The following is a 24,233-nucleotide window of genomic DNA, read 5'->3' as shown; positions in this document are numbered from 1 at the left end:
GTCGCCACCGTCTCCCGGGCGGCGGTGACGGCCGAAAGCGGGCGCCGCGGATTCCTCCGAAGGCGCCGCGCCCCCACGGTGCTTGCCGTGGCTGTCGAGGCCGCCCCGGTCCGCCGCCGCTCCCCGTGGGCGCGTCTGGTCCGTGTCGGTTCGGATGTCGGACATGTGGGAAGTCACCCCGTCGTATCGCTTCTTGTTCGTGGCACGGGGGCCGGTCTCCGCGCACCGCCTTCACGGCGTCACGATCACCCGTCCACAGCCACCGTCACCGGTGCGACTCCTGCCGGTGCTGCCGCGCGGCCCCCGGGCCGAAGTCTAGTGTCCCGCGATCAGTGAGAGGCGCCTGTTGCAACGGCACCGGCCTGCACATCACAGGAGTACGCGAAGCGTCGTCCGGTTCCCCGTCCGCGCATTCCGGTTGTGCTGATTCTGTGATCGCGTCCGGGCACGGGCCGTCGGCGGGCAGCCGGCCGGCGGTCTCCGGCTCCCGCCCCCGGTCCGGCCCGGGCACCAGCCGCGCCACTCCGCACGGCACCGCCCCCGTCGCGTACGGCAGCCGCAGCACTCCTTCCGGGGTCCACAGCCCCGCCCCCGCCAGCCACCCCGGCGGCGCGGGCCGCTGCACCAGACGGCGGTCGGCCGGCCGCCACGTCCCCACCCAACTGCCCGCCGCCCCGTCGATCCGCAGCGCCACCGCGCAGCTCTCCGGCATCAGCACCTGCCCCGGCTGTACGGCGAAGGGCGTCACCACGCAGTCCGGCGGTCGCAGACACTCGGGGAACCGCACCGGCCGGAGGCTGCCCAGCACGCCCCAGCCCAGCCGGTCGTGGCCCGGCGCGTCCGAGCGGATCAGCAGCAGTCCGCTGTCGGCGTCGGCCAGCAGCAGCCGGTCGTTGCTCTCGTCCGTGATCTGGAGCAGCGGGGTCACCTCGCCGCCCCGCCCCAGATCCACGGCGACCGTCTTGACCACCCCGTCCCGCTCCCGGTCCAGCGCCAGCATCCGTCCCGTACGGTCCAGCCACACGCCGCCCGAGCAGCGGCCCGGCACCTCGGCGACCCGCTCGGGGCCGAAGGCGCCGCCCGCCACCAGCCAGAGCCCGGTGGACCGTTCGCCGACGACCAGGGCGTACGCGCACCGGCCGTCCGGCGAGGGCGGCAGCATCGTCAGGGCGCGGGGCGCGCACCCGATCGCGCCCATGGGCAGCTGGCCCGTTCCCGGACCGGTCGGGTAGAGGAGGGAGAAGTCGTGCCGGTCCACCACCCGGCGGCCGATGAGCACCCGTCCGTCGGCCAGCGGCAGCAGATCGGTGCCGGGCTCCTCCGGCTGGTCGAGAGGGAGCGGCACGGCGTAGGGCTCGGGCCCGCCGAGGGTCCACCGCTCGGGGTACCAGGCGTCGCCGTACCCGGACTCCGCGCGCCCGGAGCCGCCGTGTCCGGACTCCGCGTACCCCGTGTTCCCGTAACCGGTCTCCCCGGAGCCGGGGTTGCCGTACCCCGGGTTCCCGTACCGGGCACCGTCTCCACCCGGGGCGCCGAGCGTGAGCCGGGCCGCGTAGGAGCCGTCCGCGGTGATGGTGAACCCCGTACGCCGCGCACCCCCTTCGCGCCGCACCGGTCCGCCGGCACCCGCTCCGTCGCCGTCCGCCGCAGCCGTCTCGATAGCACAGGCCGTCATCGGTCCGTCACCTCCGGCGACGAAGCTAGTTTTCGTACTCCCTGCCGAACAACATGTGACACCCCACTTCACACATAAGGGTGGCTACCGCATGATCTGCCGGAAAACGCGAGGGGGAGTGTGCTGTCCACGGGAACGGTGACGGCACCGTCCGCGCCGTTCCGTGCCCCGCACCCACCCGTGGGCCGCGGCCGGACGGCCGCCGCTTCCGGCCGTCGTGCGGCGGGAAGCCCGCCCCGTCGTGCGGCGGGAAGCCCGCCCCGTCGTGCGGCGGGAAGCCCGCCCAGGGCGGGCCGGGCACGGGCGGCAGGTAGCCTTTGTGCGTGCCCCCTGTCCCCGCCGTCCCCGCCACGCCGGCCGCTGCCTCCGCGCCGCGGCTGTCCGAAGTCACCGACGCGCTCGACGCCCTCTGGCCGCCCGAGCGGGCCGAACAGTGGGATGCCGTCGGTACGGTCTGCGGCGACCCCGACGCCCCCGTCACCCGGGTGCTGTTCGCCGTCGACCCCGTCCAGGACGTCGCCGACGAGGCCGTGCGGCTCGGCGCCCAGCTGCTCGTCACCCACCACCCGCTCTATCTGCGCGGTACGACGACGGTCGCGGCCGCCACCTTCAAGGGCCGGGTCGTGCACGGCCTCATCCGGAACGGCGTCGCGCTGCACGTCGCGCACACCAACGCCGACTCCGCCGACCCCGGCGTCTCCGACGCCCTCGCGGGCGCGCTCGACCTGCGGGTCCTGGGCCCCCTCGTACCGGACCCCACGGACCCGGCGGGACGGCGCGGCCTCGGCCGGATCTGCGAGCCGCCCGCGCCTGTCACCCTCCGCGACTTCGCCGCCCGCGTCGCCCACCGCCTCCCCGCCACCGCGCAGGGCGTACGGATCGCGGGCGACCCGGACGCCCTCGTCCGCAAGGTCGCGGTCAGCGGCGGCTCCGGCGACAGCCTCTTCGCACAGGTACGCGCGGCGGGCGTGGACGCGTTCCTCACCGCCGACCTGCGCCACCACCCGGTCTCCGAGGCGACCCAGCACAGCCCGCTCGGCCTGGTCGACGCCGCGCACTGGGCCACCGAGTGGCCGTGGTGCGAGCAGGCCGCCGCCCAGCTCGACGAGATCTCCGACCGCCACGGCTGGGACCTGCGCGTCCATGTCTCCAGGACCGTCACCGACCCCTGGTCGGCCCACCACGCATCCCCCGTCCCTTCTTCCCCTTCCTCTTCAGGAGCCCCCAACTGAACGCCGCGCCCGCCGACCAGATCCGACTCCTCGACGTCCAGGCCCTCGACGTACGACTGTCGCAGCTCGACCACAAGCGCACCTCGCTGCCCGAGCACGCCGAGATCGAGTCCCTCACCAAGGACCTCGCCCAACTGCGCGACCTGCTGGTCGCCTCGCAGACCGAGGAGAGCGACACCGCCCGCGAGCAGACCAAGGCGGAGCAGGACGTCGACCAGGTGCGCCAGCGCGCCGCCCGCGACCAGCAGCGGCTGGACTCCGGCGCGGTCACCTCGCCCAAGGACCTGGAGAACCTCCAGCGCGAGATCGTCTCCCTCGCCAAGCGCCAGGGCGACCTGGAGGACGTCGTCCTCGAAGTCATGGAGCGCCGTGAGTCCGCGCAGGAGCGGGTCGCCGAGCTGACGGAGCGCGTCGCCGCGGTCCAGGCCAAGGCCGACGACGCCGTGGCCCGCCGGGACGCCGCCGTCAAGGGATTCGACGACGAGGCCGCGACCGTGGCCAAGGAGCGCGAGCTGGTGGCCGCCTCCGTACCGGCCGATCTGCTCAAGCTGTACGAGAAGCTCCGCGTCAAGGAGGGCGGGGTGGGCGCGGCCCGCCTCTACCAGCGCCGTTGCGAGGGCTGCCGGCTCGAACTGAACGTCACCGAACTGAACGACGTCAGGTCGGCCGCCCGCGACACCGTGCTGCGGTGCGAGAACTGCCACCGCATCCTGGTCCGTACCGCCGATTCGGGTCTGTGAGCGGACGGGCGATGTCCGATCCCACGTTCGTGGTGGAGGCCGACGGAGGGTCCCGGGGAAACCCGGGCCCGGCCGGATACGGCGCGGTCGTACTGGACCCGGTGACCGGTGAACCGCTCGCGGAGGCCGCCGAGTTCATCGGTGTCGCCACGAACAACGTCGCGGAGTACAAGGGCCTGATCGCCGGCCTGAAGGCCGCGAGGGCGCTGGACCCGGCCGCGCGGGTCCGGGTGCGGATGGACTCCAAGCTCGTCGTCGAGCAGATGTCGGGCCGCTGGAAGATCAAGCACCCGGACATGAAGCCGCTGGCGGCGGAGGCCGCGCGCGTCCTGCCGACGGGGCAGGTCACGTACGAGTGGATCCCCCGCGAGCGGAACAAGCACGCGGACCGGCTGGCCAACGAGGCGATGGACGCGGGCACGAGGGGCGAACGGTGGGAGCCGTCGGCGTCCACGGCCGCCCTGGACGCGGGCGCGGCACGGTCGGCCGCCGAGCCGCCGCCCCCGGAGCCCCTGCCCGACGGAGTCCCGGCCGAGGCGCCTCCGGCGGCCCGGCCGCCGGCCGCCGGGCCGCCCTCCGCGTCCGGCGTGGGCGGGACCGAGACCGAGGCGGCCGGCTGGGGCGCCTCCGCCGACCTCGGCGCCCCCACCACCTTCGTCCTGCTGCGGCACGGCGAGACCGCGCTCACCCCCTCGAAGCGCTTCTCCGGCAGCGGCGGCACCGACCCCGAACTGTCGGCGATCGGGCGCGGGCAGGCCGAGGCGGTCGCCGCCGCGATGGCCGCGCGCGGCACCGTCCAGGAGATCGTCTCCTCCCCGCTGAGGCGCTGCCGCGAGACGGCCGGGGCCGTGGCGGCGCGGCTCGGCCTGGACGTGGTGGTCGAAGAGGGGCTGCGCGAGACGGACTTCGGCGCCTGGGAGGGGATGTCCTTCGCCGAGGTGCGCGAGCGCTACCCGGACGACCTGAACGCCTGGCTCGCCTCTCCCTCCGTCGCGCCGACCGGCGGCGGTGAGAGCTTCGCGACCGTCGGCCGCCGGGTCGCGGAGGCCCGTGACCGGCTGCTCGACCGCTACCGGGGCCGGACGGTCCTGCTGGTCACCCATGTCACGCCGGTGAAGGAGCTGGTACGGCTGGCCCTGGGCGCGCCGCCCGAGTCGCTGTTCCGGATGGAGCTGTCGGCGGCCTCGGTGTCGGTGGTGGCGTACTACGCGGACGGCAACGCGTCGCTGCGGCTGCTGAACGAGACGTCCGCACTGCGCTGACCGGCGGGGGTGGGCTGACCGGCGGGGGTGGCCGACCGGCGGGGGTAGGGGCCGGGCGGGGCGTGCGCTCTCCCCGTCCGGTCTCCGCGCGGTTGCCGCCCGGCCCGGACCAGGCGTCGTCTCTCGCTACCGGCTACCGGCTACCGGCTACCGGCTACCGGCGCAGCGCCGACGCCTCGCGCGCCAGTGACTCGACGCGCGCCCAGTCCTTCGCCGCCAGCGTCTCCGGCGGCAGCATCCACGTACCGCCGACGCAGCCGACGTTCGGCAGCGACAGGTAGGACGGGGCCTTCGCCGCCGAAATGCCGCCCGTGGGGCAGAACCGGGCCGCGGGGAGCGGGCCGGCCAGGGACTTGAGGTACGCGGGGCCGCCCGCCGCCTCGGCCGGGAAGAACTTCAGCTCCGTCACCCCGCGCTCCAGCAGCGCCACGACCTCCGAGGTCGTCGAGACCCCCGGCAGGAACGGTACGCCGCTGACGCGCATCGCCGTCAGCAGTGTGTCCGTCCACCCGGGGCTGACCAGGAAGCGCGCGCCCGCCGTCACCGCGTCCGTGACCGCGTCGGGCGTGAGCACCGTCCCCGCGCCGACCACCGCCTCCGGCACCTCGGCGGCGATCGCGCGGATCGCGTCCAGCGCGGCCGGGGTCCGCAGCGTCACCTCGATCGCGGGCAGCCCGCCGGCGACCAGCGCGCGGGCGAGGGGAGCGGCGTCCGCCGCGTCGTCGAGGACGACGACGGGGATGACGGGGGCGAGGTCGAGCACGGAGGTCATGGCGCACATCCTGCCCGGCGAAGGCAGGGTGCGCAATGAGCGTTGCGCACGCTGCAACGCGCTGGTCAGTGCAGCTCCGAGACCACCACGTCCAGCGCCCAGGGCCGGTCGGTGCGGCCCGGATCCGGTGTCTCCACGGTGTACCCCAGGTCCCGTACCGCCTCGACCAGCTCCACCGGTCGACGGGGCCGGACGCCGGCCGTCAGGAGTTCCCGTACCAGCCGCCCCTTCGTCGCCTTGTTGAAGTGGCTGACCACCGACCGCTTCTCCGCGCCGGTCGCCGGATCGATCCGCGCGTGCAGCACCCGTACCGTCGCGGTCCGCCCGGCCAGCTCGCCCTTCGGCTTCCACGCCGCCGCGTAGGCGGCCGAGCGCAGGTCCAGCACCATCCCGTCGCCCGCCGCCGCCGGCAGCACCGCCTCCATCGACGCGCGCCAGTAGGGGCCGAGCGCCCCGAGCCCCGGCAGCCTGACACCCATCGAGCAGCGGTACGAGGGAATCCGGTCGCCCACGCGCACGGCGCCCCACAGCCCGGAGAAGATCAGCAGCGATGTGCCCGCCCGGCGGCGCGCGGCGGGGTCGAGGCCCGCGAGGTCCAGCGCGTCGTACAGCACGCCGGTGTAGATCTCCCCGGCCGTGCGGGTCCCCGCCGTGCGCAGCTCCGCGTTCTTCGCGATCTCGCCCCGCAGCCCTTCGCTCAGCCCGAGAACCTGCCGCGCCTTCTCCTCGTCGCCCGCGCACAGCTCCACGAGCTCGTCCAGGACGGCGGCCCTCGCGTCGGCCAGCCCCGGCAGCGACAGCGACTCGGGCTTCAACGGCGCACCCCGCCCGGAAGGGGCCTTGCCTTCGGACGGCGGCAGCAGGACGAGCACGGTGATTCTCCTCGTACGACGCGATGGGGGGCGGGTCCGGCGGCGGCACCCGGCCGCGGGGGCCACACGTACCACCGCCCCGCGCCAGGTTAGGCGACCCCGGCCGCCTCGTGCCGCCACCGCCCGAGGCACCCGGGCCCGCCCGCGCCGGGTACCATGTCGACCACGGCAGACGAGCCGGGCGGACGGCCGCGTCAAGATCCTCGATCTTGCCGAGGAACGTCCGGGCTCCACACGGCAGGGTGGTGGCTAACGGCCACCCGGGGTGACCCGCGGGACAGTGCCACAGAAAACAGACCGCCGGGGACCTCGGTCCCCGGTAAGGGTGAAACGGTGGTGTAAGAGACCACCAGCGTCCGAGGTGACTCGGACGGCTAGGTAAACCCCACCCGGAGCAAGGTCAAGAGGGGCCGTCGCGAGGCGACCCTGCGCGGACGTTCGAGGGCTGCCCGCCCGAGTCCGCGGGTAGACCGCACGAGGCCGGTGGCAACGCCGGTCCTAGATGGATGGCCGTCTCCCCGGCCGCCGCGAGGCAGCCGGGCGACAGAACCCGGCGTACAGCCCGACTCGTCTGCCGCTCTCGCCCCTGAGCTGGGGCTAAGCCTCAAATCCCTAGATCATCCGGGCCGCTGGGGAGAATCTGGGGAGATCCAGAACCCGGCGTACAGCCCGACTCGTCTGCCGGCCCCCTCTATTGAGGGGGTGAGATCCCCTCTGACCTGCTTTTCAGTGGGCGCCCGGCTCTGGGCGTAGCCATTGGGGTTGCGCATGTAGCGGGCGGCGGACTTCAGGACCAGGGGCTTCACCAGCCGGGGAGCGTTCTCCTCGGGCCGGTCGCGGTCATAGACGGCCGCAAGATCGGAGGCGTCTTCCAGGGCGCCAGTCGCGATCCTGAGCTCGTCGTCCAGCTCTCAATCGATTCGGCCTTTTAGCTCATTGAGCGTGGTGTAGCTCAACATTCCACCAATCGGGAGATTTTGCGGACCAGTCAGGTGATGCGCTGTACGATCCCGCTGGAGTAGATGCTAGGAGGGGAAATGAGTAGTACCGGAGGTGCTGGTTCCGGATCGGGCGCGGGCGGAACCTCGACTCCCTGGTGGAGAAGGCCGGCCGTTCTGGCAGCAGCATCCGCCGTAGCTGTGGGAGTAATTGGCGGTTGGATTCAACAAGGTGGCACATCCTTGATTTCGGCCATGTTTGCTGATGATGAAGTGAATCAGCCCATAATTAACGTCACTTCGAGTGACGAGGCCTTCTGTTCCACCTGGCTGCTGCGCAAGGGAAAGGATTCTGTGGTTCAAGAACTTAAAACGGAGCTGAGTGGCGTCGGGATGATGAACCAGCCGGAGGCTGTTGGCAAGGTACGGAAATCGTCCGGCTCTGACCTTGCGACGGGAAATGTCGTCACAGTGACAGTCGAAGGCAAGGAGGGGAGGGCGATAATATTAAAGAAGTTGGAAATATCGATCATGACTAAAGAGAAATTGAAAGACGATCTGATGGGGGTTGGCTCGGGCTGTGGTGCTGGGATCGCCAAGCGGGTTTATGAAGCGGACCTGGATGCCCCTATTCCTCAGTTCGTGCTTTCTGAATTTGATGAGTCTGGAGCACCTGCGTCCAATCCGATAGGTTTTCCTTATAAGGTCTATTCTTCGGAGCCGGAGGTGTTCGCATTGCGTGGCCTGTCGACTGACGTTGTTGAATGGACTGCACGGCTTTGGTGGGTTTCCGATGGCAAGAGCGGATACATGGATATAACCGATAACGGGAAGCCCTTTATTTCATTTCCAGTAAATTATCCGAAATATCACTTCAGTACGGATAAGAATGACCTGGAAGAGGTGAATCGCTGACAAGGGCCGTTCATTCCTGACCCAGAGCTGGATCGCCCCCTGCGCTGTTATGCGTTGGCCGGGTCCCCGTCTGGCGTTTGGCGGACCGGAGTCCGTGCCTTCGCATCCGATATGCCAGTGATGGCTGTCAACTCTGGCGCTGCCTCTGGGAGTCGCTCTTGCCGTCGGGCTGGAGCTTGATCCCGCACATGAGTGCTCGTCCGGCGAGATGATTTTCTTCTCGGCCTCCGGGTCCCTGCCGACGAAAATGTCCTCCACCGAGCGGAAGCCCTGGTAGCAATTCACGATGCTGCGCCTGGAAGGCCTCGGAGTCGTAGTCACGCAGCCAGCGACGGGCCAGGCCCTCGAAACTTGTGGTCGCGCCGTAGGGCACCGACTGTGGAACGGGCGGGGCCGCCGAGGCGAAGATGAAGCCCGACCGCGCGAAGGCGTACGCGGCGCCGGCCGGGATCGTCTGGTTCACGATGAACCGGAAGCCGTAGCGGTTGCCGAGCGTCGCGTTCACCAGTGCGGATTCGGCCTGTGAGTCGCCGACGTTCTAAGCGAGGTTCAGATCCGGATCGCAAAGGGGTATCGGGCACATCACGCACGTTCCGCTCCGAACGCCGCTGAATGTGGCGAGTGCTCGAAGGAAGACATGAACAGCAGAAAGAGGAAGAAGCTGCCGGGGCGGCTGTGTAGCGCAGCCGCTGACGGCGGGGTTGGCGAGCTCACGAAGGCCCTGGCTCGGGGCGCCGACCCAAACGCCAGGTTCGAAGGGGCGACTCCCCTTTACCTGGCGGCGGTGCAAGGGGAACGCCGTTGCGCAGAGCTGTTGCTTCAGGCGGGAGCACGGCCCAATGAAGAGTCGCACGGCCGACGTAGTGGCCTGCCCCTGGCTGCTGCGGCGACACATGCGGACGTGGCCATGAGCAAGTTGCTCCTCAGTCACGGCGCTGATCCCCTCCAGAGGGAGAGCAGCGGGTCTTCCGCGCTGGACTGGGTGCGAGGCTGGGACGAAGACATCGAAGCTCACCGGTCGGTTGAGCATCTCCTCGAAGCGTCGGTCACCACCTGAAACGGCGGGACGGGACGCGGCGGTCGTCCCGTCCCGCCCTGGCAAGCTGGCCTCGGCGCGGCTTCGAGCCCCAGCTCCCTCCGGTTGTCCGCGATAGCCAGGACAGCCGGGGACCGTTTCCCTGGGGTCAGGCTCATGAAGCTCGATGCGTATGTGGCGCCGGTCGCCCTCCGCGACGAGAAGCGTCTCGAACGCCGCGTAGATCGTTTGGAGCATCTGCCCGGAACGTTTCGGTCAGCGTTCGGGATCTTGACTTCGCGAAGAACGCCCTTGGTGACAGGCTGGACATCGCTGCCCTTGCGTTCGCGGGGGCGCGCGCTCAACGGGCAGCAGAGCCCGGAGCCGCGTTCCTTTCGCAGGCCGGGATGTTCCTCAGTCCTGCGGAACCGACTGTTATGGCGCCGACGAATCGTGGCCTGAGCTGCGACCCCCTCGCGGGAGGACTTCGCCCGATGGTGCCACCCGCAGAGTGATCGCAGGAAGATGGTCAGCGTCCCGACGGCCCGCCTGCCCGAACGGGTCGACTCCGCATACGCCCTGGTCAACTACCGGCTGAAGAACCAGCGGCCCGCGAAGCCGCAGCCGAAGCCCCAGCCGGACACCCGCCACCGCTGTGAGGTGTGCAGCGCACCCTTCCCGCTGGGCCGCACGGGCACGGCCTACGCCACCTGCCGCCGCGAACTTGCCAACGCAGACACTCTCCTCGCTGGCACAGGGCTGCCCGCGCCCGAGGCCGACGCGCACCACGGCGCGAGACACACCGGTACCGGGGCGGATGCAGTGGTGCGCGTCAACTACCGTCCGCCGCCCCGGACTCGGTGATCGAGGGGCCGCGTACACCTGGCGGTCGCATTCCGCAGCCGGATCCGGGATGCGGCGCCGCGACTCGGTAAAGGGCGCGGTCCCGGCCGTGTCCCGGTCAAAGAGCGAGGCCCCGGCACGGGAACGTGTGCCGGGGCCTCGTGGTGTACGGACGCATCCCGCCCCACCCCCGTGGAGGCAGGATGCGTCCAGCCTGTCAGGCCGTCAGCGCGGGGGCTGTCGGCGCGGAGGGGAGCACCTGGGACAGGAGCTTCGCCACGGCGATGACCGTGCGGTCGGACAGATAGGGGCCGATGATCTGGATGGCGAGCGGCAGGCCGTCGTCGGTCCGGCCGGTGGGCATGACCACGGAGGGCAGGCCGACCGGGGACGCGAGGTTGACCCAGCTCGTCTGGTCGAAGAAGTCGCGCTTCTCCCCGTCGACGGTGATGTACCGGTCCTGGGGAGGAACCGAGGTCTGGTCGAGGACGGCGGCGGTCGGCGCCGCCGGGGTGATCAGCACATCGTGCGTGGCGAAGTACGCGGCCCACGTGGAGCGGAGTTGCTGCCGGTCCTCGTCGGCGCGGGCCCAGTCGCGGTGGCGCATGGTGCGCGACTTCAGGAAGCGGGCGGCGGGGGCGTCGTCCGCGACGGCGTCGGCTGCCCTGACCTCGCCGGCGAAGACCTCGTCGGTGGCCGTGGCGGCGGAGGTCGCGAACATCAGTCGCGTGAAAAGCAGGTTGCTCCCGGCGAAGTCCACGGGCCGCGTTGAGTCGTCGACGTCGGCGCCGGCGTCGCGTACGGCCGCGGCGACCTGCTCCATGAGGTTGCGGGTGGCGGCGTCGACGTGGCAGAACGGATCGTTCGCCCACAGGCCCACGCGGTACTGCCCGAGGCGGGTCTTCGACGGGGCGGGCAGTGCGATGCTCCAGGCGGCGCCGTCGGCCGGGGACGGTGCGGCGATGACGTCCAGGAGCAGATCGAGGTCGTCGGCGTCCCGTGCGATCGGGCCGAGGGTGAGCATGTCCGAACCGGTGAGCCAGCCGGGCGGGCGGGGGAGGTGCCCGCGGGTCGGGACGATCGGGGAGGCGCCGCGCGAGGTGCGCAGCGCGTACACACCGCAGTAGGCGGCCGGCAGGCGAAGCGATCCCGCCAGGTCGGAGCCGACTTCCAGGGCGCTGAGCCCGGTGGCGACGGCGACGGCGGGGCCGCCGGAGGAACCGCCGGCGGTGTGGTCGGGAGCGTAGGGGTTGTTCGTCGTCCCGAAGATCGGGTTCGACGTCTGGAGGTCCTGGCACATCGGCGGCACGTTCGTCTTGCCCACGATGACGGCTCCGGCCCGGCGCAGCAGCGTCACCACGTCGGCGTCGGTGGTGGGGACATGGCCGCTCAGTTCGGTGCTGCCGCAGGTGGTGCGCAGGCCCCGGGTCTCCAGAGCGTCCTTGAGGGTGACGGGCAGGCCGTGCAGCGGGCCCAGGGTGCGGCCGGTGCCGGCCAGGTGGGCGTCGGCCCGGTCGGCGGCGGCGCGGGCGGCGTCCGCGTCGAGGGTCACCACGGCGTTCAGACCGGGGTTGACCTCGCTGTGGTGAGCGAGGACCCGTTCCAGGAGTTCGCGGGCGCTGATGGTGCCGCGCCGCAGGTCGGAGAGTTGGGCGCGCGCGGTTGAGCGGTACGGTGCGGAGCTGTTCATGGCGTCCTTGGTTGCTGCGACTGCGGATGCCGCGAAGGCCGTCTTCGGCAGAGCGGCGGCAGCCGCGGTGGTGGCCGCGCGGAGGAGGGTCCTGCGGTTCACGCGCGGACTCCAGGTGCGCATTCGGTCTCGGGCTTCATCGACGGCGGCGTGAAGTGGCGGGCGACGCGGACGAGGTGGTGGAGCTCCTTCTGCGGGGTCGGGGTGTCCAGGGCCGCGTCGGCGTAGGAGGCCGGATCGCTCACCGGCCCCCGCTGACGCTGAAGGAGCGCGGCGCGGATCTGGTCGGCGGTGACGGCGGCCACGCGGTGCTTGCTCGACCGCCACCAGGCGGTGCGCCGGCTCTCGGCGAGGGCACGCGCGGCGGGCGAGAGGTACGGGCGGAGTTCGATCTGCGCGTCTCGGATCTCGACGACATGGCGGTACAGGTCGAACGACACGTCACGGGAGTCCTTGGCGGGCTCGACGAAGACGATGCTCGGCTCCGCGGCGGAGACGGCCCGCCAGAGCTGTTCGAGCCGCTGGTACTGCCGGCGCTCGCGGCGTCCGCGACGGGCGCCCGTCAGCCGCGCGGCCATGATCGGCATCAGGTAGCCGATCTGGGTCAGGGTGGCGCCGATGTCCCCGCAGATCCAGGCGTAGGGCTCGGCGGGCCGCACGCTGAAACCGAACTCGGCCCCGAGGATGGCGCACAGGCGTATCCCGCTGTAGCCGAGGGTGATGACAGCGCCGACGGCGATCAGGCGCAGACCTGCGCCGATCCACGGGTCCTTGATCTCCCCTGCGTACTTCCAGCACACGCGGGCGAGGTAGACCTCGGCGACCGTGTACATGCCCATGTAAAGCAGCAGATACGCCTGGAACGCCCGGTCGTGCGCGTAGTACAGGGTGAAGTCCGTGGGGCGCTGCGAGACCGGCGTCAGCAGCGCGAACAGCACAGCCATCATCACGATGACCGAGATCGCGCCGGCCATCAGCCACCGCGCGCGCCGCGCTGCCCGCTCGGGCCGCTTCGTCCAGAACGCGAGGACGGTGGCCTGGAGACCGAACACGAGCATGACGCAGCCCTGCGCCAGGGGCACCGCGATGTTGGGTACGCCGAACACCCCGTCGACGCGTACCCACACCCAGGTCAGGGAGACGGCATAGCTCAGCGCGGAGAACAGGTACGTGAAGGCGAGCGCGACCAGGGCGGGGTCGCGGTCCTCGGGCCTGCGCCAGGCCGTACGCAGGTCACGCAGGAGCAGCAGGAAGCCGGCACCGGCGATGACCAGGCACAGTGGATGGAGTATGTCTTTCACTGTTTCCGTCTGCTCAGTCCTCGCGCCGCGTGAGCGTGCGCGTGATGCGGTCGGCCGATTCGCTCTGTGGGGCCGGGCGGCTGGTGATGACGTGCGTCCGGAGGAAGGAGCCGACCGCTTCCGCCTCGCGCTCGATGGTCTCGGCGTAGTTCGTCCGGCCGAGCACGGTGGCCCACAGGTCCGTCTCGATGTCGCCGAGGATGACGCCGTCCCGGGAGGCCGGTTCCACCCGGCTGCCGCTGTGGCCCATGAGCAGGTGGCCGAACTCGTGGGCGATGATGTGATCCTGGTGGGCGGGGCTGGTGTCCGGGTCGTACCTGACGTAGTGCACCCCGCCGCTCCTCACCACCATGCCGCAGGGGGTGTCCCCGTCAGCAGGGCTGCCGGGCGCGATCTGGATGGGCTCACCGATCAAGGTCTCGATGTAGCCGCGCAGTTCGCGCACGCTCGCCACCCGGGGAAGGTCCAGGGACCGGACGAAACTGCGGCTCGCGTCGAGAACAGGGTCCACCGGTACCGAAGGCCCGGCCTCGCCGGTACGGCGTGAGCGGCGGCGTCTCATGGATCCCTCCTCCTGCTGGCGGTCAGGTGTTCCGCTGGCCGGTGACGGTCTCGTCCGAAGGCTCGGCCGGAAGCCCTTCGAGCCGACGGACCTGCTCGATCATCGCGGCGGCGGCCGAGAGCCCTTGGTCGGACAGGCCGACCGCACGCATGGCGATGCTGGTCACGCGAGCGTCCTGCAAGCGCTTCAGCGTGCTCGCGGTCACTCCCTGCCGGTTCATCCGGGCCAGCTCGTCCAGCTGTGCGACGAGAGCTTCGGGGGCGGCGCCTTCGCTCATCCGCTGGGTGAAGCTGACGAGTTGCCGGTGAAGCTGCTCGGACGTGGCGCCGTTCTCCTTGAACCCGTTGAGCCGAGTGATCAGGCGGTTGATGACCTGAGCCGTGGCCCGGCTCGACCAGTAGTCCTCCGGCACACCGAACAACGCGGCGAGTGCGTCCATGTGCTTCTTGGTCGGGTTGTCGGCCCGGCCGGTGCGCAACTGCCACATGTAGGTGCTGGAGAAGCTGGGCAGGCCCTTCTCCTCCAGCATCTTCACGACCGTCGGGTTGCTGAACGGCCCCCGTGGATCGTTGGAACACAGGAAATCAAGACGCTCCGCGAAGCTGCCCTCGTCGGGCTCCCCCGGCGGAGTCCGCGTCCCGTCGGCATGGGTCACGGTGACACATCCCCCCTCCATCCATCTGAGTTGCCCTGAGTGGATGCGTCGATCAACTGTTCGCTCAGGATATTAACCCAAGTTGCTGGAGTGGCGTATGCCTCCGTTGATTGCGGGCCGGCCGGCTTCGGTAGCGACAAGTCCCCGAGGGATGTGGTGTGACGCCCCCGGTGCGCGCCCAACCGGCTTCCGCACGCGCTCACTTCGCGAAGGGGCCCCCGGCGGTGAAGGCCCGCTCGGCGAAGCGTTCGCCCATGAGGCGGTGGGTGGCGGCGTCCGGGTGGAGCCGGTCGGGGAGGGGGAGTTCGGCGGAGTCGGCCGGACCGTAGAGTTCGCGGCCGTCGAGGTGGTGCAGGTTCGGGTCCTCGGCCGCGCGCTCGCGCACCAGGCGGGCCAGCTCGTCCCGGATGACGCCCAGGGTCAGCTTGCCGCTCGCGCGCTCCGCCGGGTCGCCCATGGCGCGGAAGCTCAGCCGCCCGGCGCCGAGGGCGCTGAGGTCCGGGGCGCTGGGGCCGGGCGTGTCCTCGTGGATGGGGCACAGGATGGGCGAGACGACCAGCAGCGGCGTGGTGGGGTGGCCCTCGCGGACGGTGTCGAGGAAGCCGTGGACGGCGGGGCCGAAGGCGCGCAGCCGCATCAGGTCGGTGTTGACCAGGTTGATGCCGATCTTGACGCTGATCAGGTCGGCGGGGGTGTCCCGCAGGGTGCGGGCGGTGAACGGGTCGAGCAGGGCGCTGCCCGCCAGGCCCAGGTTGATCAGCTCCACCCCGCCGAGCGAGGCGGCGAGCGCCGGCCAGGTGGTGGTGGGGGAGGCCGCGTAGGAGCCGTGGCTGATCGAACTGCCGTGGTGCAGCCACACCCTGCGGCCCCGGTCCGGTACGGGCTCGACGGGGGCGTCGGTGCGCAGGGCGAGGAGTTCGGTGGTCTCGTTGTGCGGCAGCCAGATCTCGACGTCCTTGACGCCTTCGGGCAGCCCGCTGAAGCGCAGCGTGCCAGGCGCTCCCGGTGTGCTCTCGGCGGTGGCGGCGGCCATGTCGATGGTCAGGACGTTGCCGCCGCTCACACTCGACCGTCCGGCCGACCGGCCGTCGACGAGCAGGTCGTACACCCCGTCCGGGAGGGGCGGGGCGCCCGAGTAGACGCGCTTGGTGGGCAGGGTGTCCAGCTCGACGGCGGTGGCCCGGGTGCGGAAGGCGAGGCGTACGCCGGCGGGCTGGGCCTCCGCCATGGCGAGCTGTGGGTCGGCGCACTGGGCGCGGGCTGCGGCGGGCAGCCGGTGCGGCAGGATGCCGTGCGCGGTGCGCTCCAGATCGAGGGCGCCGCGCAGGATGGCCTCGGTGATGGGCGTGCTGATCCAGTCGTGCGGGGTGGTGTGCATGGGCGGGGCCTGTTCTGGGATGTACCGGACGGGGTGGGACGTTCAGGCGCGCGGGAGGCGCGGATTCGCCGTGTGGGCGGCGGCGTGACCGGCGCGCTTCGGCTCAGGCGCGGGATCGGCTCAGGGGCGGGATCGGCTCCGTGCGCTCGGCTCAGGGGCGGGATCGGCTGTGTGCGCTCGGCTCAGGGCGCTTCGGCTCAGGGGCGGGATCGGCTCAGGGCGCTTCGGCTCAGGGTGCGGGATCGGCTCAATGCGCTCAGCTCAGGGCGCCGACTCCTCTCCGGGCGCGGGCTCGGGCTCGGCTTCGGGCGCGGGCGCGGGCGCGGGCTCGGCTTCGGGCGCGGGCCAGTTCCGCAGCAGCGCGTCGAGAGCGTCCAGGATCCTGGACCACGACACCTCCGGGTCGGGGGCGCTGTGGCTGAACCCCCCTTGCGACTCCAGGCCGACGTAACCGCTGACCACGCTGCCCAGCAGCCGGACCGCGTGCGTCTGGTCGGGCTCCGTCAGGTCGTAGCCGCGCAGGATCGCCCGTGTCATCCCGGAGTGCCTGGCGCCCGCGCTGGCCGCAGCCGTCTCCGGGTCGAGCCGGAGCTGTGCGGCGGCGTAGCGGCCGGGGTGCTCACGGGCGTAGTCGCGGTACACGTTCGCGAAAGCGGTCAGGGCGTCCTTGGCGGCCCGCCCGGCGAGGGCGGCGGCCAGCAGATCGGCCATTTCCGCCAGGGCGAGCAGGGCGATCCTGGTCTTGAGGTCCTGGGAGTTCTTCACGTGCGAGTAGAGGCTCGCGACCTTCACGTCGAAGCGTCTGGCCAGCTCGGAGACCGTCACCCGGTCGAAGCCGACCTCGTCGGCCAGCTCCGCCCCGGCCAGGGTCAGACGTTCCGTACTCAGACCCGCGTAGGCCATACCCATCACCTCTCTCGACAGAACCGATTATTAATTTGCCTAAGACCTTTAGGCAAATTAGCGTGCGGTGTATGAACCCGCTGACTGAGCGAGAGATCCGTGCCGCCTTCGTGAACTGCACGAAGGGCGAGGCCAAACGGCTGGCCGTCCCGCGCGACCTGACCGACCGGCCCTGGGACGACCTGGACTACCTGGGCTGGCGCGACCCGCAGTCCCCGGGCCGCGCCTACCTCGTCACCGTGCTGGACGGCCGGCCGCGCGGCCTCGCGCTGCGCCGCCCCGCCGGCGCCGCCGCGGGGACGCGGCGCGCCATGTGCTCGATGTGTCTGACCACCCACACCGGCGGCGTGTCCCTGATGGTCGCGCCGAAGGCGGGGAAGGCCGGGCAGCAGGGCAACTCGGTCGGTGCCTACATATGCGACGACCTGGCCTGCTCGCTGTATGTGCGGGGCAAGAAGCACGCGGGCGCGGGCGCGCGGCTCCCCGAGTCGCTCACCCTGGACGAGAAGATCCAGCGGACCGCGGCGAACGTCGCCGCGTTCGTCGCCAAGGTGACCGCGTGACGTGACACGAGACACGTGACGGTGCGACACCTGGGCCGTGACACACGGTCACCGGTGAGACGCGCGCGGCCCGGGCGCCCCGCGCGCCCGTATCCGCCGCACCCGCCGTGCCCGCACCCGCCGCACCCGCCATGCCCGCGCCGCCGCACCCGCCGTGCCCGCGCCGCCGCACCCGCCGTGCCCGCACCCGCCGCGCCCGCCCGTGCCCCCGCGCCCGCCGCGCCCTCAGCCGTCCGTACCGGCCGGGTGCGCCCTCAGCCGTCCGCCGGGTAGCGCACGCCGATACGCTCCCGTACCGCGTCCAGCGTCCGCATCACCGCGAGCGTCCCCTCCAGCGGTACGAGCGCGGACTCCGTCTCCCCGGCCCGCAGGCAGCGCATCACCTCGGCCGCCTCGTACTGGAGCCCCCGCAGACCACCGTCCGCCGTGACCTCCTCGGGCTCGGCGCCGTCCCGGTGCAGTACGAAGCGGTCCGCGCCGAAGAAGCCGGATGGGACCTCGACGCGGCCCTTCGTGCCCGTCACGGTCGCCGTCACCGGGGTGCCCGCCGTCACCGAGCAGGACAGCAGCGCGGTCGCGCCGGTCTCCCAGCCCAGCAGCATCCCGGTGTTCAGGTCGACGCCCTCCGGCGACAGCAGCGCGTCGGCCTGTACGCGGTCGGGCTCGCCCAGCAGCAGATGGGCGAAGGAGACCGGATAGACCCCGAGGTCCAGCACGGCGCCGCCACCGAGGGCCGGGTCACGCAGCCGGTGGCCGGCGGCGAAGGGGCCCTGGATGCCGAAGTCGGCCTGCACGGTACGGATCTCACCGATCGCCCCGTCCCGCACCAGCTCGGCCAGCCGCAGGACGACCGGGTTGCAGTACATCCACATGGCCTCCATCAGGAACAGGTCCCGCTCCCACGCCAGCGTCACCAGCTCCCCGGCCTCCCGCGCGTTGAGCGTGAACGCCTTCTCGCAGAGCACCGGCTTCCCGGCCGCGAGCGCCAGCCCGGTGGCGGCCCGGTGCGCGGAGTGCGGAGTCGCCACGTACACGACGTCCACCTCCTCGTCGGCCATGAGCGCGGCCCACTCCCCGTAGGCGCGCGGAATCCCGAACCGTCCCGCGAACTCCTGCGCTGACGCCTCACCCCGCGAGGCCACCGCGACGATCTCCGCGTCCGGCAACTCCCGCACGTCGGCCGCGAACCGCTGAGCGATCCCGCCCGTCGCCAGCACGCCCCAGCGCACGGGGCGGTCCCCGGCGATCGGTTCCCTGGTCATGGCTCCTCCATCGGAAAAGGTCTGGACGACTCCGGCTGAGCTGAGAGCATAGGTGCGGATTCAACGACTCATGGAGATATGGATGCCGGACGGCGGCCGAACCACCGAAGGACACACAGCCCACGAAGCGGACACGGAGACGAGGCGGGAGACGGGACAGGAGCCGGGACAGCGTCGTCCGGCCACCCCACCGCTCGCGGACCAGCGGCAGCCCCGGCAACCCTCCGGCCCGCCACAGCCGGCGGCACCGGCCGCGGCCGACCCCACCGTCGCGCGCCGCGCCGGGTTGCTCGTCACCCTCGTACTGGGCGGGCTCACCGCGCTGCCGCCGCTCTCCATGGACATGTACCTCCCGGCTCTGCCCGAGGTCACCCGCTCGCTCAGCTCACCGGCCGCGACCGTCCAGATCACCCTCACCGCCTGCCTGGCGGGCATGGCGCTCGGCCAGATAGTCGTCGGGCCGATGAGCGACCGATGGGGACGGCGCCGGCCGCTGCTGCTCGGCATGTTCGTCTACGTCTTCGCCACCGCCATCTGCGCGCTGGCCCCCAACGCCGAACTCCTCATCGCCTTCCGGCTCCTCCAGGGGCTCGCGGGCGCGGCCGGCATCGTCATCGCCCGGGCGGTGGTGCGCGATCTCTACGACGGCGTGGAGATGGCCCGCTTCTTCTCGACCCTCATGCTGATCTCCGGCGTCGCGCCCGTCATCGCGCCCGTGATCGGCGGACAGGTCCTGCGCGTCACGGACTGGCGCGGCATCTTCCTCGTCCTCACCGTCATCGGTATCGCGCTCACCTTCGTCGTCTGGAAGTGGCTGCACGAGACCCTGCCGCCGGAGAAGCGCCACAGCGGCGGCGTCGGCCAGGCGCTGCGCACGATGCGGGGGCTGGTCGCGGACCGGGTCTTCGCCGGGTACATGCTGGCGGGCGGGCTCGCCTTCGCCGCGCTGTTCGCGTACATCTCGGCCTCGCCGTTCGTCGTGCAGGAGATCTACGGCGCGTCGCCGCAGACCTTCAGCCTGCTCTTCGGCGTCAACTCCATCGGGCTGATAGTCGTGGGCCAGATCAACGGCAAGATCCTCGTCGGCCGGGTCGCCATGGACCGGGTGCTGGGCTTCGGGCTGGTGGTCATCACGCTCGCGGCGGCGGCGCTGCTGCTCATGACGAGCGGCGTCTTCGGCTCTGTGGGCCTCTTCCCGGTGGCCGCCGGGCTGTTCGTGCTGATGTCCGCGATGGGGCTCGCGATGCCCAACACCAACGCCTCGGCGCTGATGCGGACCCCGCACGCGGCGGGCTCGGCCTCGGCCCTCCTCGGTACGGCGTCGTTCCTCGTCGGTGCCGTCGCCTCGCCGCTCGTCGGGATCGCGGGCGAGGACACGGCGGTGCCGATGGCGGTCGTGCAGCTGGTGTGCGCGCTCGGGGCGCTCGGCTGCTTCCTGGGCCTCGTACGGCCGTGGCAGCCGCAGCGTCCGATGGAGCAGAGCCCGACGGCCTGAGGAGCGGAGGCCGACGGTCCGAGCGGGGCCTGACGGTCCGAGCGGGGCCCGACGGTCTCAGCAGGGCCCGACGGTCCGCGCGGGCGCGCCGGAACCCACGCCGCCCGCGCCGGAACCCACGCCGCCCGCGCCCGTACCCACGCCGCCCCGGCCGGGGCCTCCGGCCCGGGCGGCGGCTGCTCGGTTCCCGCGCGCTCGGTTCCCGCGCGCTCAGTTCTCGCGGCGCGGATATCCGATCAGGTGCGTCCTGAACCTGCCGTCCGTCCAGCGGAAGAGACCGACCCCCATGGTCTCGGAGCTGGGCAGCCGGACATTGGCCGCCAGCGGCGCGGGCGCCGCGTTCTTCAGGTCCACCCGGACCGGCCTGCCGCCGCCCGCCATCGCGTCCGCCGTGCTGCGGGCGCTGATCGCGCCGTACGCCGTGCCGTCGTCCGACACACTCGTCAGGGTCAGCGGCTCGGTGCCGTCCGACTCCTCGAAGCAGTACCCCTTCTTCTCGTCCAGATCGAAGGCGAGCCGCCCGGAGATCAGGAAATGGCCGCCGGGGGAGGTGATCAGAGGCGGGTCGTCGACCGGCTTGATCGCCGGTTTGCGGCAGCGGACCTGGACGACGGCCTTGCCCTCGGCCACATCGTGCACCACCCACAGATCGTGGGTACGGGTGTCCTTGGAGCCCTTCTTCGGCTGCCACTTGGCGAGGAGATAGCCGCCCGCCATCGAGGCGGGGACCCCGGACGCCGGATCGGCCTCCTTCGGCGCGACCTTCCCGCTGTACCAGCCGCCGCGCACCCAGAACCCCCGCGCGCCACCGACCAGCAGCCCCTTGTCGGTCATGGCGCGCACCTGGGTCAGCTTGCGGCAGTCCCCGCACTTCTTGGGGTAACCGAGCGAGCCCGGCGGGACCTTGACCACCTCGCCGGTCCCCGGGTCGACGACCGCGCTGGTCGCCTTGCCGTCGCTGATCACGATGCCGGGGCCGTCCGCGCTGACGACCGGCGCGTCCGCCCAGGGGACCTCGACCCGGGTGACCGAGCCGGAGGCCGCGTCGTACACGTCGAGGGAGACGATCGACTCGGCGGCCTTCAGCGCCTGCGGGCTGAGCTTTCCGTACGACCACGTGACGAAGTAGTCCTGGCCGTCCTTGGAGACGGAGAGCAGCCGGGGGAAGCGGTCGTTGGCGAACAGCGGTCGCCACGCCTCGCCCTCCCAGCCGTACTTCCCGGTCGCCGGGTTCAGCGTCCGCAGCCGGAACAGCTCGCCGCCGACCCGCTCCAGATAGGCGATGCGGTTGGTGGCCTCGGCGATCGCGTACTCGGTGGAGCCGTCCGGGATGTCCCAGCCGCGCTTGGTGTCGAAAGCGGAGGGCACGGTGAGCCGGGGCGCCCGGTCGGCGACATCGGTCGACAGCGTCGTCTTCGGTACCGCCGCGCCCTTGGCCTTGGTCGCCTGCTTGCCGCCACAGGTCGCGAGCAGGAGCAGCAGCGCCAGCACGATCACCCCGGCCACCAGGGTGATCCGTACGACCCTCTGTCTCATGGTCCCCCCGAAAGAGCGCTGGCCGGACAGCTGAGGGCCGTAGCGTAGCAACTGCGTTCAGGGCCACCGCGGTTCCGGCGGACCTGGCGGAAGCCCCCTGTCCGTTTGCCGTCGCACGGCGCCCGGTTCCTCCGCCGGCGGCGCCCGAAGCCTGGCGAGCGACGGTACGGGGCGGCGCGGGGCCGGGTGCCGCGGCGGCGCCCGCACCGGTTCGGAGCCGGGGATTCCGCGTCTACGATTTGTCGGTGAACGCCACCCTCCCCACCTCGGAAGCCCTGCGGTCCGCGCTCGCGGGACTGCTCGAAGGACTGCCGCCCAAACAGGCCGCCCAGGCCGTCGAGCGGCTGATCGCCAACTACCGGGGCACCACCCCCACCGACGCGCCCGTCCTGCGCGACACATCCGACGTGGCCGCCTACGCCGCCTACCGGATGCCGGCCACCTTCGAAGCCGTACGGGCCGCTCTGGCCGCCCTCGCGGACGCCGCGCCCGACTGGCAGCCCGCGAGCCACCTCGATGTGGGCGGCGGTACCGGGGCGGCGGTGTGGGCGGCGGACGCGGTGTGGGACCGGCCGGGCGTTCCCCGCACCACCACCGTCCTGGACTGGGCCGAGCCCGCGCTCGCCCTCGGCCGCCAGCTCGCCGCCGCCTCCGGGGCGCCCGCGCTGCGGGCCGCCGACTGGCAGCGGGCCAGGATCGGCGCGCAGCTGAAGCTGCCGGAGAGCGATCTCGTCACCGTCTCGTACGTCCTGAAGGAACTCACCGCCCCCGACCGCGCCGCGCTCGTCACCGAAGCCGCGCGAGCCGCGCGGGCCGTGGTGATCGTGGAGCCCGGCACCCCGGACGGCTATCTGCGGATCATCGAGGCCAGGGACCGCCTGATCGCGGCGGGCCTGCGCGTCGCCGCCCCCTGCCCGCACGACGCCGCCTGCCCGATCGAACCGGGCGCCGACTGGTGCCACTTCGCCGCCCGGGTCAGCCGCTCGTCCCTGCACCGGCAGATCAAGGGGGGCTCGCTGCCGTACGAGGACGAGAAGTTCAGCTATGTCGCGGCCGTACGGTTCGACGCGCGGCCGGTGCCCGCGCGCGTGACCCGCAAGCCGCAGATCCGCAAGGGGCAGGTCCTGCTGGAGCTGTGCACGGTGGACGACGGGCTGCGCCGCGAGACGGTCACCAAGCGGCACGGCGCGCAGTACCGGGAGGCCAGGGACGTGGCGTGGGGCGAGGGCTGGCCGCGCGAGGAGTAACGACCTGGTGCACACGGGGCCCAGGTTCGTCGCGGGCGACGCCCGAAAGGGACGGGAGGCACTCACCCGACCGGCCAGGAGTCGGCCGGGTCGTCCAGCCACGCGCGTTGTCCGGTGGCGGCGACGGTCAGGCCGAAGCGGGTGAACTCCGGCTTCCCGTGCTTCTCCCACCAGCGGTAGGCCGTTTCCACCTCGGCCCACAGGCGGCGGGGGCCGGACTGGTGCACGCGTGCTTCCGACCGGCCGTCCCGGAAGACCACGACCGCCCAGGACCGGTCGGTCAGCCCGTAGAACCACACCGGTCGCACCCCGTCACGCTTCCGGTCGGCGACATGCGTGCAGTCGCGCAACCGCAGGCCGATGGCGAAGCTCACGATGTCGGCGGTGTCCGAGGCCAGGAAATCGGCCTCGGTGATCGAGGTCGAGGATTTCTCCGCGACATCTGTTCCTTCGGCCGGGACATACGCGGAGTGCTCCGGCCAGAGCAGACGCTGCGACCGTACCCGCATGAAGTTCACCGGCTGCGTGAACGGCCCGGAGGCGCTCCGGCCGTCCTCGGCGACCACGAGGCGGGCGGTGGCTTCGGTGAAGCTGAAGTACGTGCCCCATGGCACCAGGATCACCCCGCCCGGCGCCGCCTGCTCCACCCAGGCGAACGGCACGGCACGCAGGCCGCACGTCGCGACCGTCCGGTCGTAGGGCGCGCCTCGTGGATACCCGAGGAGGCCGTCGCCGTGTACCACTCGCACGGGCAGCCCGACTCGCGCCAAGGCCGCCCGCGCGGATTCCGCCACGGCCGCGTCCAGTTCGACCGTGACGACGTTCTCCGCGCCGACCCGGTGCGCGAGCAGCGCGGCGTTCCACCCCGTCCCGCTGCCGACCTCCAGCACCCGGTGACCGGAACGTACATCGAGGTCCGCGAGCATGGAGGCGACAAGGCTCGGCATGGACGACGACGAGGTGAACACCTTGCCCGGCGCGACCCCTTCGTGCGCGCCGTCGTCCCACTGGGTGACGATGGGCGAGTTCGACCCGGCGTACGCGTACCACGCCCCCGGATCCTCCGACTTGGACACGGCGACGTTGCGCTTGGTCTCCATGTCGTGCGGCCACATCAGGTCGGGCAGGAACGCGGAACGAGGCAGAGCGGTGAAGGCGGACGCCCAGTCCGGGGGCGGGCTGAGTGGCGCTGCTTGGTCGTCGCCGGTCACTTGCGGTGTTTTCCGTCGCCGGGGGGCACCTCGCCGTCCGGCGACGGTTCTTCCGGCTGCCAGGGCCGGCCAGGAAGCTTCTTGTCATCCTCGTCGTCACCGCTGGTGCACAGGATGGAGGTCATTGTCCCTCGCCTTCGACACGTCGACAGCAATCTGCACGATC

Annotated in this window: 23 protein-coding genes and 1 other RNA gene; 10 read left to right on the top strand and 14 right to left on the bottom strand. The window is 71.8% G+C overall.

What is annotated here, in order from left to right; translation table 11 throughout:
- Positions 1–265: 265 nt before the first annotated feature.
- The gene (locus ACFY6S_RS09930; RefSeq protein WP_388821184.1) at positions 266–1,675 is read right to left on the bottom strand and encodes a hypothetical protein; all 1,410 of its coding nucleotides are present in this window, start codon (positions 1,673–1,675) and stop codon (positions 266–268) included.
- A gap of 323 nt (positions 1,676–1,998) precedes the next feature.
- Here ACFY6S_RS09930 and ACFY6S_RS09925 point away from each other — a divergent pair, with 323 nt between their 5' ends.
- The 3 genes from ACFY6S_RS09925 to ACFY6S_RS09915 are packed head-to-tail and all read left to right on the top strand — an operon-like array spanning position 1,999 to position 4,909.
- Entirely contained in the window at positions 1,999–2,907 is a 909-nt protein-coding gene (locus ACFY6S_RS09925; RefSeq protein WP_388821181.1) for a Nif3-like dinuclear metal center hexameric protein, read from the top strand.
- Positions 2,904–3,647, top strand: a complete 744-nt coding sequence (locus ACFY6S_RS09920) for a zinc ribbon domain-containing protein (protein ID WP_388821598.1) — start codon at positions 2,904–2,906, stop codon at positions 3,645–3,647. The genes ACFY6S_RS09925 and ACFY6S_RS09920 overlap by 4 nt, the downstream gene beginning before the upstream one ends.
- An 11-nt stretch (positions 3,648–3,658) precedes the next feature.
- Positions 3,659–4,909 carry a bifunctional RNase H/acid phosphatase gene (locus ACFY6S_RS09915; protein WP_388821178.1) on the top strand — a complete coding sequence of 417 codons (1,251 nt, stop codon included), beginning with the start codon at positions 3,659–3,661 and terminating at the stop codon, positions 4,907–4,909.
- Positions 4,910–5,063: 154 nt separating this feature from the next.
- Here the strand turns inward: ACFY6S_RS09915 and eda are convergent, their stop codons facing one another.
- Positions 5,064–5,681: a bifunctional 4-hydroxy-2-oxoglutarate aldolase/2-dehydro-3-deoxy-phosphogluconate aldolase gene (eda, locus tag ACFY6S_RS09910; protein ID WP_388821175.1), complete on the bottom strand. Its 618-nt coding sequence runs from the start codon at positions 5,679–5,681 to the stop codon at positions 5,064–5,066.
- Positions 5,682–5,746: 65 nt separating this feature from the next.
- Positions 5,747–6,553 carry a peroxide stress protein YaaA gene (gene yaaA / locus ACFY6S_RS09905; protein ID WP_388821172.1) on the bottom strand — a complete coding sequence of 269 codons (807 nt, stop codon included), beginning with the start codon at positions 6,551–6,553 and terminating at the stop codon, positions 5,747–5,749.
- 173 nt (positions 6,554–6,726) lie between these two features.
- On the opposite strand from yaaA, the gene rnpB reads away from it, so the two are divergent.
- Together rnpB and ACFY6S_RS09895 are read left to right on the top strand one after the other, a co-directional pair.
- An RNA gene (gene rnpB / locus ACFY6S_RS09900) (RNase P RNA component class A) lies at positions 6,727–7,127 on the top strand.
- 463 nt (positions 7,128–7,590) lie between these two features.
- Positions 7,591–8,406: a hypothetical protein gene (locus ACFY6S_RS09895; RefSeq protein WP_388821169.1), complete on the top strand. Its 816-nt coding sequence runs from the start codon at positions 7,591–7,593 to the stop codon at positions 8,404–8,406.
- Positions 8,407–8,533: 127 nt separating this feature from the next.
- Here the strand turns inward: ACFY6S_RS09895 and ACFY6S_RS09890 are convergent, their stop codons facing one another.
- Positions 8,534–8,911 (bottom strand): hypothetical protein, encoded by a 378-nt coding sequence (locus tag ACFY6S_RS09890; protein ID WP_388821166.1) that lies wholly within the window; start codon positions 8,909–8,911, stop codon positions 8,534–8,536.
- Between the two features lie 132 nt (positions 8,912–9,043).
- Between ACFY6S_RS09890 and ACFY6S_RS09885 the strand changes: the two genes are divergently transcribed.
- Together ACFY6S_RS09885 and ACFY6S_RS09880 are read left to right on the top strand one after the other, a co-directional pair.
- Positions 9,044–9,463: an ankyrin repeat domain-containing protein gene (locus tag ACFY6S_RS09885; protein WP_388821163.1), complete on the top strand. Its 420-nt coding sequence runs from the start codon at positions 9,044–9,046 to the stop codon at positions 9,461–9,463.
- A gap of 483 nt (positions 9,464–9,946) precedes the next feature.
- Positions 9,947–10,285 carry a hypothetical protein gene (locus tag ACFY6S_RS09880; protein ID WP_388821160.1) on the top strand — a complete coding sequence of 113 codons (339 nt, stop codon included), beginning with the start codon at positions 9,947–9,949 and terminating at the stop codon, positions 10,283–10,285.
- A gap of 196 nt (positions 10,286–10,481) precedes the next feature.
- Here the strand turns inward: ACFY6S_RS09880 and ACFY6S_RS09875 are convergent, their stop codons facing one another.
- The 6 genes from ACFY6S_RS09875 to ACFY6S_RS09850 form a co-directional block, all read right to left on the bottom strand.
- A complete protein-coding gene (locus ACFY6S_RS09875) occupies positions 10,482–12,056 on the bottom strand; it encodes an amidase family protein (RefSeq protein WP_388821157.1) in 1,575 nt (524 codons plus the stop codon).
- Positions 12,053–13,255 (bottom strand): MAB_1171c family putative transporter, encoded by a 1,203-nt coding sequence (locus tag ACFY6S_RS09870; RefSeq protein ID WP_388821154.1) that lies wholly within the window; start codon positions 13,253–13,255, stop codon positions 12,053–12,055. The genes ACFY6S_RS09875 and ACFY6S_RS09870 overlap by 4 nt, the downstream gene beginning before the upstream one ends.
- Before the next feature lie 13 nt (positions 13,256–13,268).
- Entirely contained in the window at positions 13,269–13,817 is a 549-nt protein-coding gene (locus ACFY6S_RS09865) for a hypothetical protein (RefSeq protein ID WP_388821151.1), read from the bottom strand.
- 22 nt (positions 13,818–13,839) lie between these two features.
- A complete protein-coding gene (locus tag ACFY6S_RS09860) occupies positions 13,840–14,472 on the bottom strand; it encodes a hypothetical protein (protein ID WP_388821148.1) in 633 nt (210 codons plus the stop codon).
- Positions 14,473–14,671: 199 nt separating this feature from the next.
- Positions 14,672–15,850 (bottom strand): GDSL-type esterase/lipase family protein, encoded by a 1,179-nt coding sequence (locus ACFY6S_RS09855; protein ID WP_388821145.1) that lies wholly within the window; start codon positions 15,848–15,850, stop codon positions 14,672–14,674.
- Between the two features lie 261 nt (positions 15,851–16,111).
- Positions 16,112–16,753, bottom strand: a complete 642-nt coding sequence (locus ACFY6S_RS09850; RefSeq protein ID WP_388821142.1) for a TetR/AcrR family transcriptional regulator — start codon at positions 16,751–16,753, stop codon at positions 16,112–16,114.
- A gap of 71 nt (positions 16,754–16,824) precedes the next feature.
- On the opposite strand from ACFY6S_RS09850, the gene ACFY6S_RS09845 reads away from it, so the two are divergent.
- The gene (locus tag ACFY6S_RS09845; RefSeq protein ID WP_388821139.1) at positions 16,825–17,316 is read left to right on the top strand and encodes an FBP domain-containing protein; all 492 of its coding nucleotides are present in this window, start codon (positions 16,825–16,827) and stop codon (positions 17,314–17,316) included.
- Positions 17,317–17,570: 254 nt separating this feature from the next.
- Here the strand turns inward: ACFY6S_RS09845 and ACFY6S_RS09840 are convergent, their stop codons facing one another.
- Entirely contained in the window at positions 17,571–18,578 is a 1,008-nt protein-coding gene (locus ACFY6S_RS09840; RefSeq protein ID WP_388821136.1) for a Gfo/Idh/MocA family protein, read from the bottom strand.
- A gap of 82 nt (positions 18,579–18,660) precedes the next feature.
- On the opposite strand from ACFY6S_RS09840, the gene ACFY6S_RS09835 reads away from it, so the two are divergent.
- The gene (locus ACFY6S_RS09835; protein ID WP_388821595.1) at positions 18,661–20,073 is read left to right on the top strand and encodes a Bcr/CflA family multidrug efflux MFS transporter; all 1,413 of its coding nucleotides are present in this window, start codon (positions 18,661–18,663) and stop codon (positions 20,071–20,073) included.
- Between the two features lie 210 nt (positions 20,074–20,283).
- On the opposite strand, the gene ACFY6S_RS09830 is transcribed toward ACFY6S_RS09835, so the two are convergent.
- On the bottom strand, positions 20,284–21,609 hold the full coding sequence (locus ACFY6S_RS09830) for a hypothetical protein (RefSeq protein WP_388821133.1): 1,326 nt from the start codon (positions 21,607–21,609) through the stop codon (positions 20,284–20,286).
- Between the two features lie 245 nt (positions 21,610–21,854).
- Between ACFY6S_RS09830 and ACFY6S_RS09825 the strand changes: the two genes are divergently transcribed.
- The gene (locus ACFY6S_RS09825; protein WP_388821130.1) at positions 21,855–22,856 is read left to right on the top strand and encodes a small ribosomal subunit Rsm22 family protein; all 1,002 of its coding nucleotides are present in this window, start codon (positions 21,855–21,857) and stop codon (positions 22,854–22,856) included.
- 62 nt (positions 22,857–22,918) lie between these two features.
- Here ACFY6S_RS09825 and ACFY6S_RS09820 read toward each other — a convergent pair whose 3' ends face one another.
- Complete coding sequence (locus tag ACFY6S_RS09820; protein WP_388821127.1) at positions 22,919–24,067, bottom strand: methyltransferase domain-containing protein; 1,149 nt, start codon at positions 24,065–24,067, stop codon at positions 22,919–22,921.
- On the bottom strand, positions 24,064–24,192 hold the full coding sequence (locus ACFY6S_RS09815) for a hypothetical protein (protein ID WP_388821125.1): 129 nt from the start codon (positions 24,190–24,192) through the stop codon (positions 24,064–24,066). Before ACFY6S_RS09815 ends, ACFY6S_RS09820 begins: the two co-directional genes overlap by 4 nt.
- Positions 24,193–24,233 lie beyond the last annotated feature (41 nt).

The sequence above is a fragment of the Streptomyces sp. NPDC012835 genome, assembly GCF_042900885.1.
GTDB lineage: Bacteria > Actinomycetota > Actinomycetes > Streptomycetales > Streptomycetaceae > Streptomyces.
The sequence above is the reverse complement of the archived record's forward strand: the minus strand, read 5'-3'. Positions and strand labels throughout refer to the sequence as shown.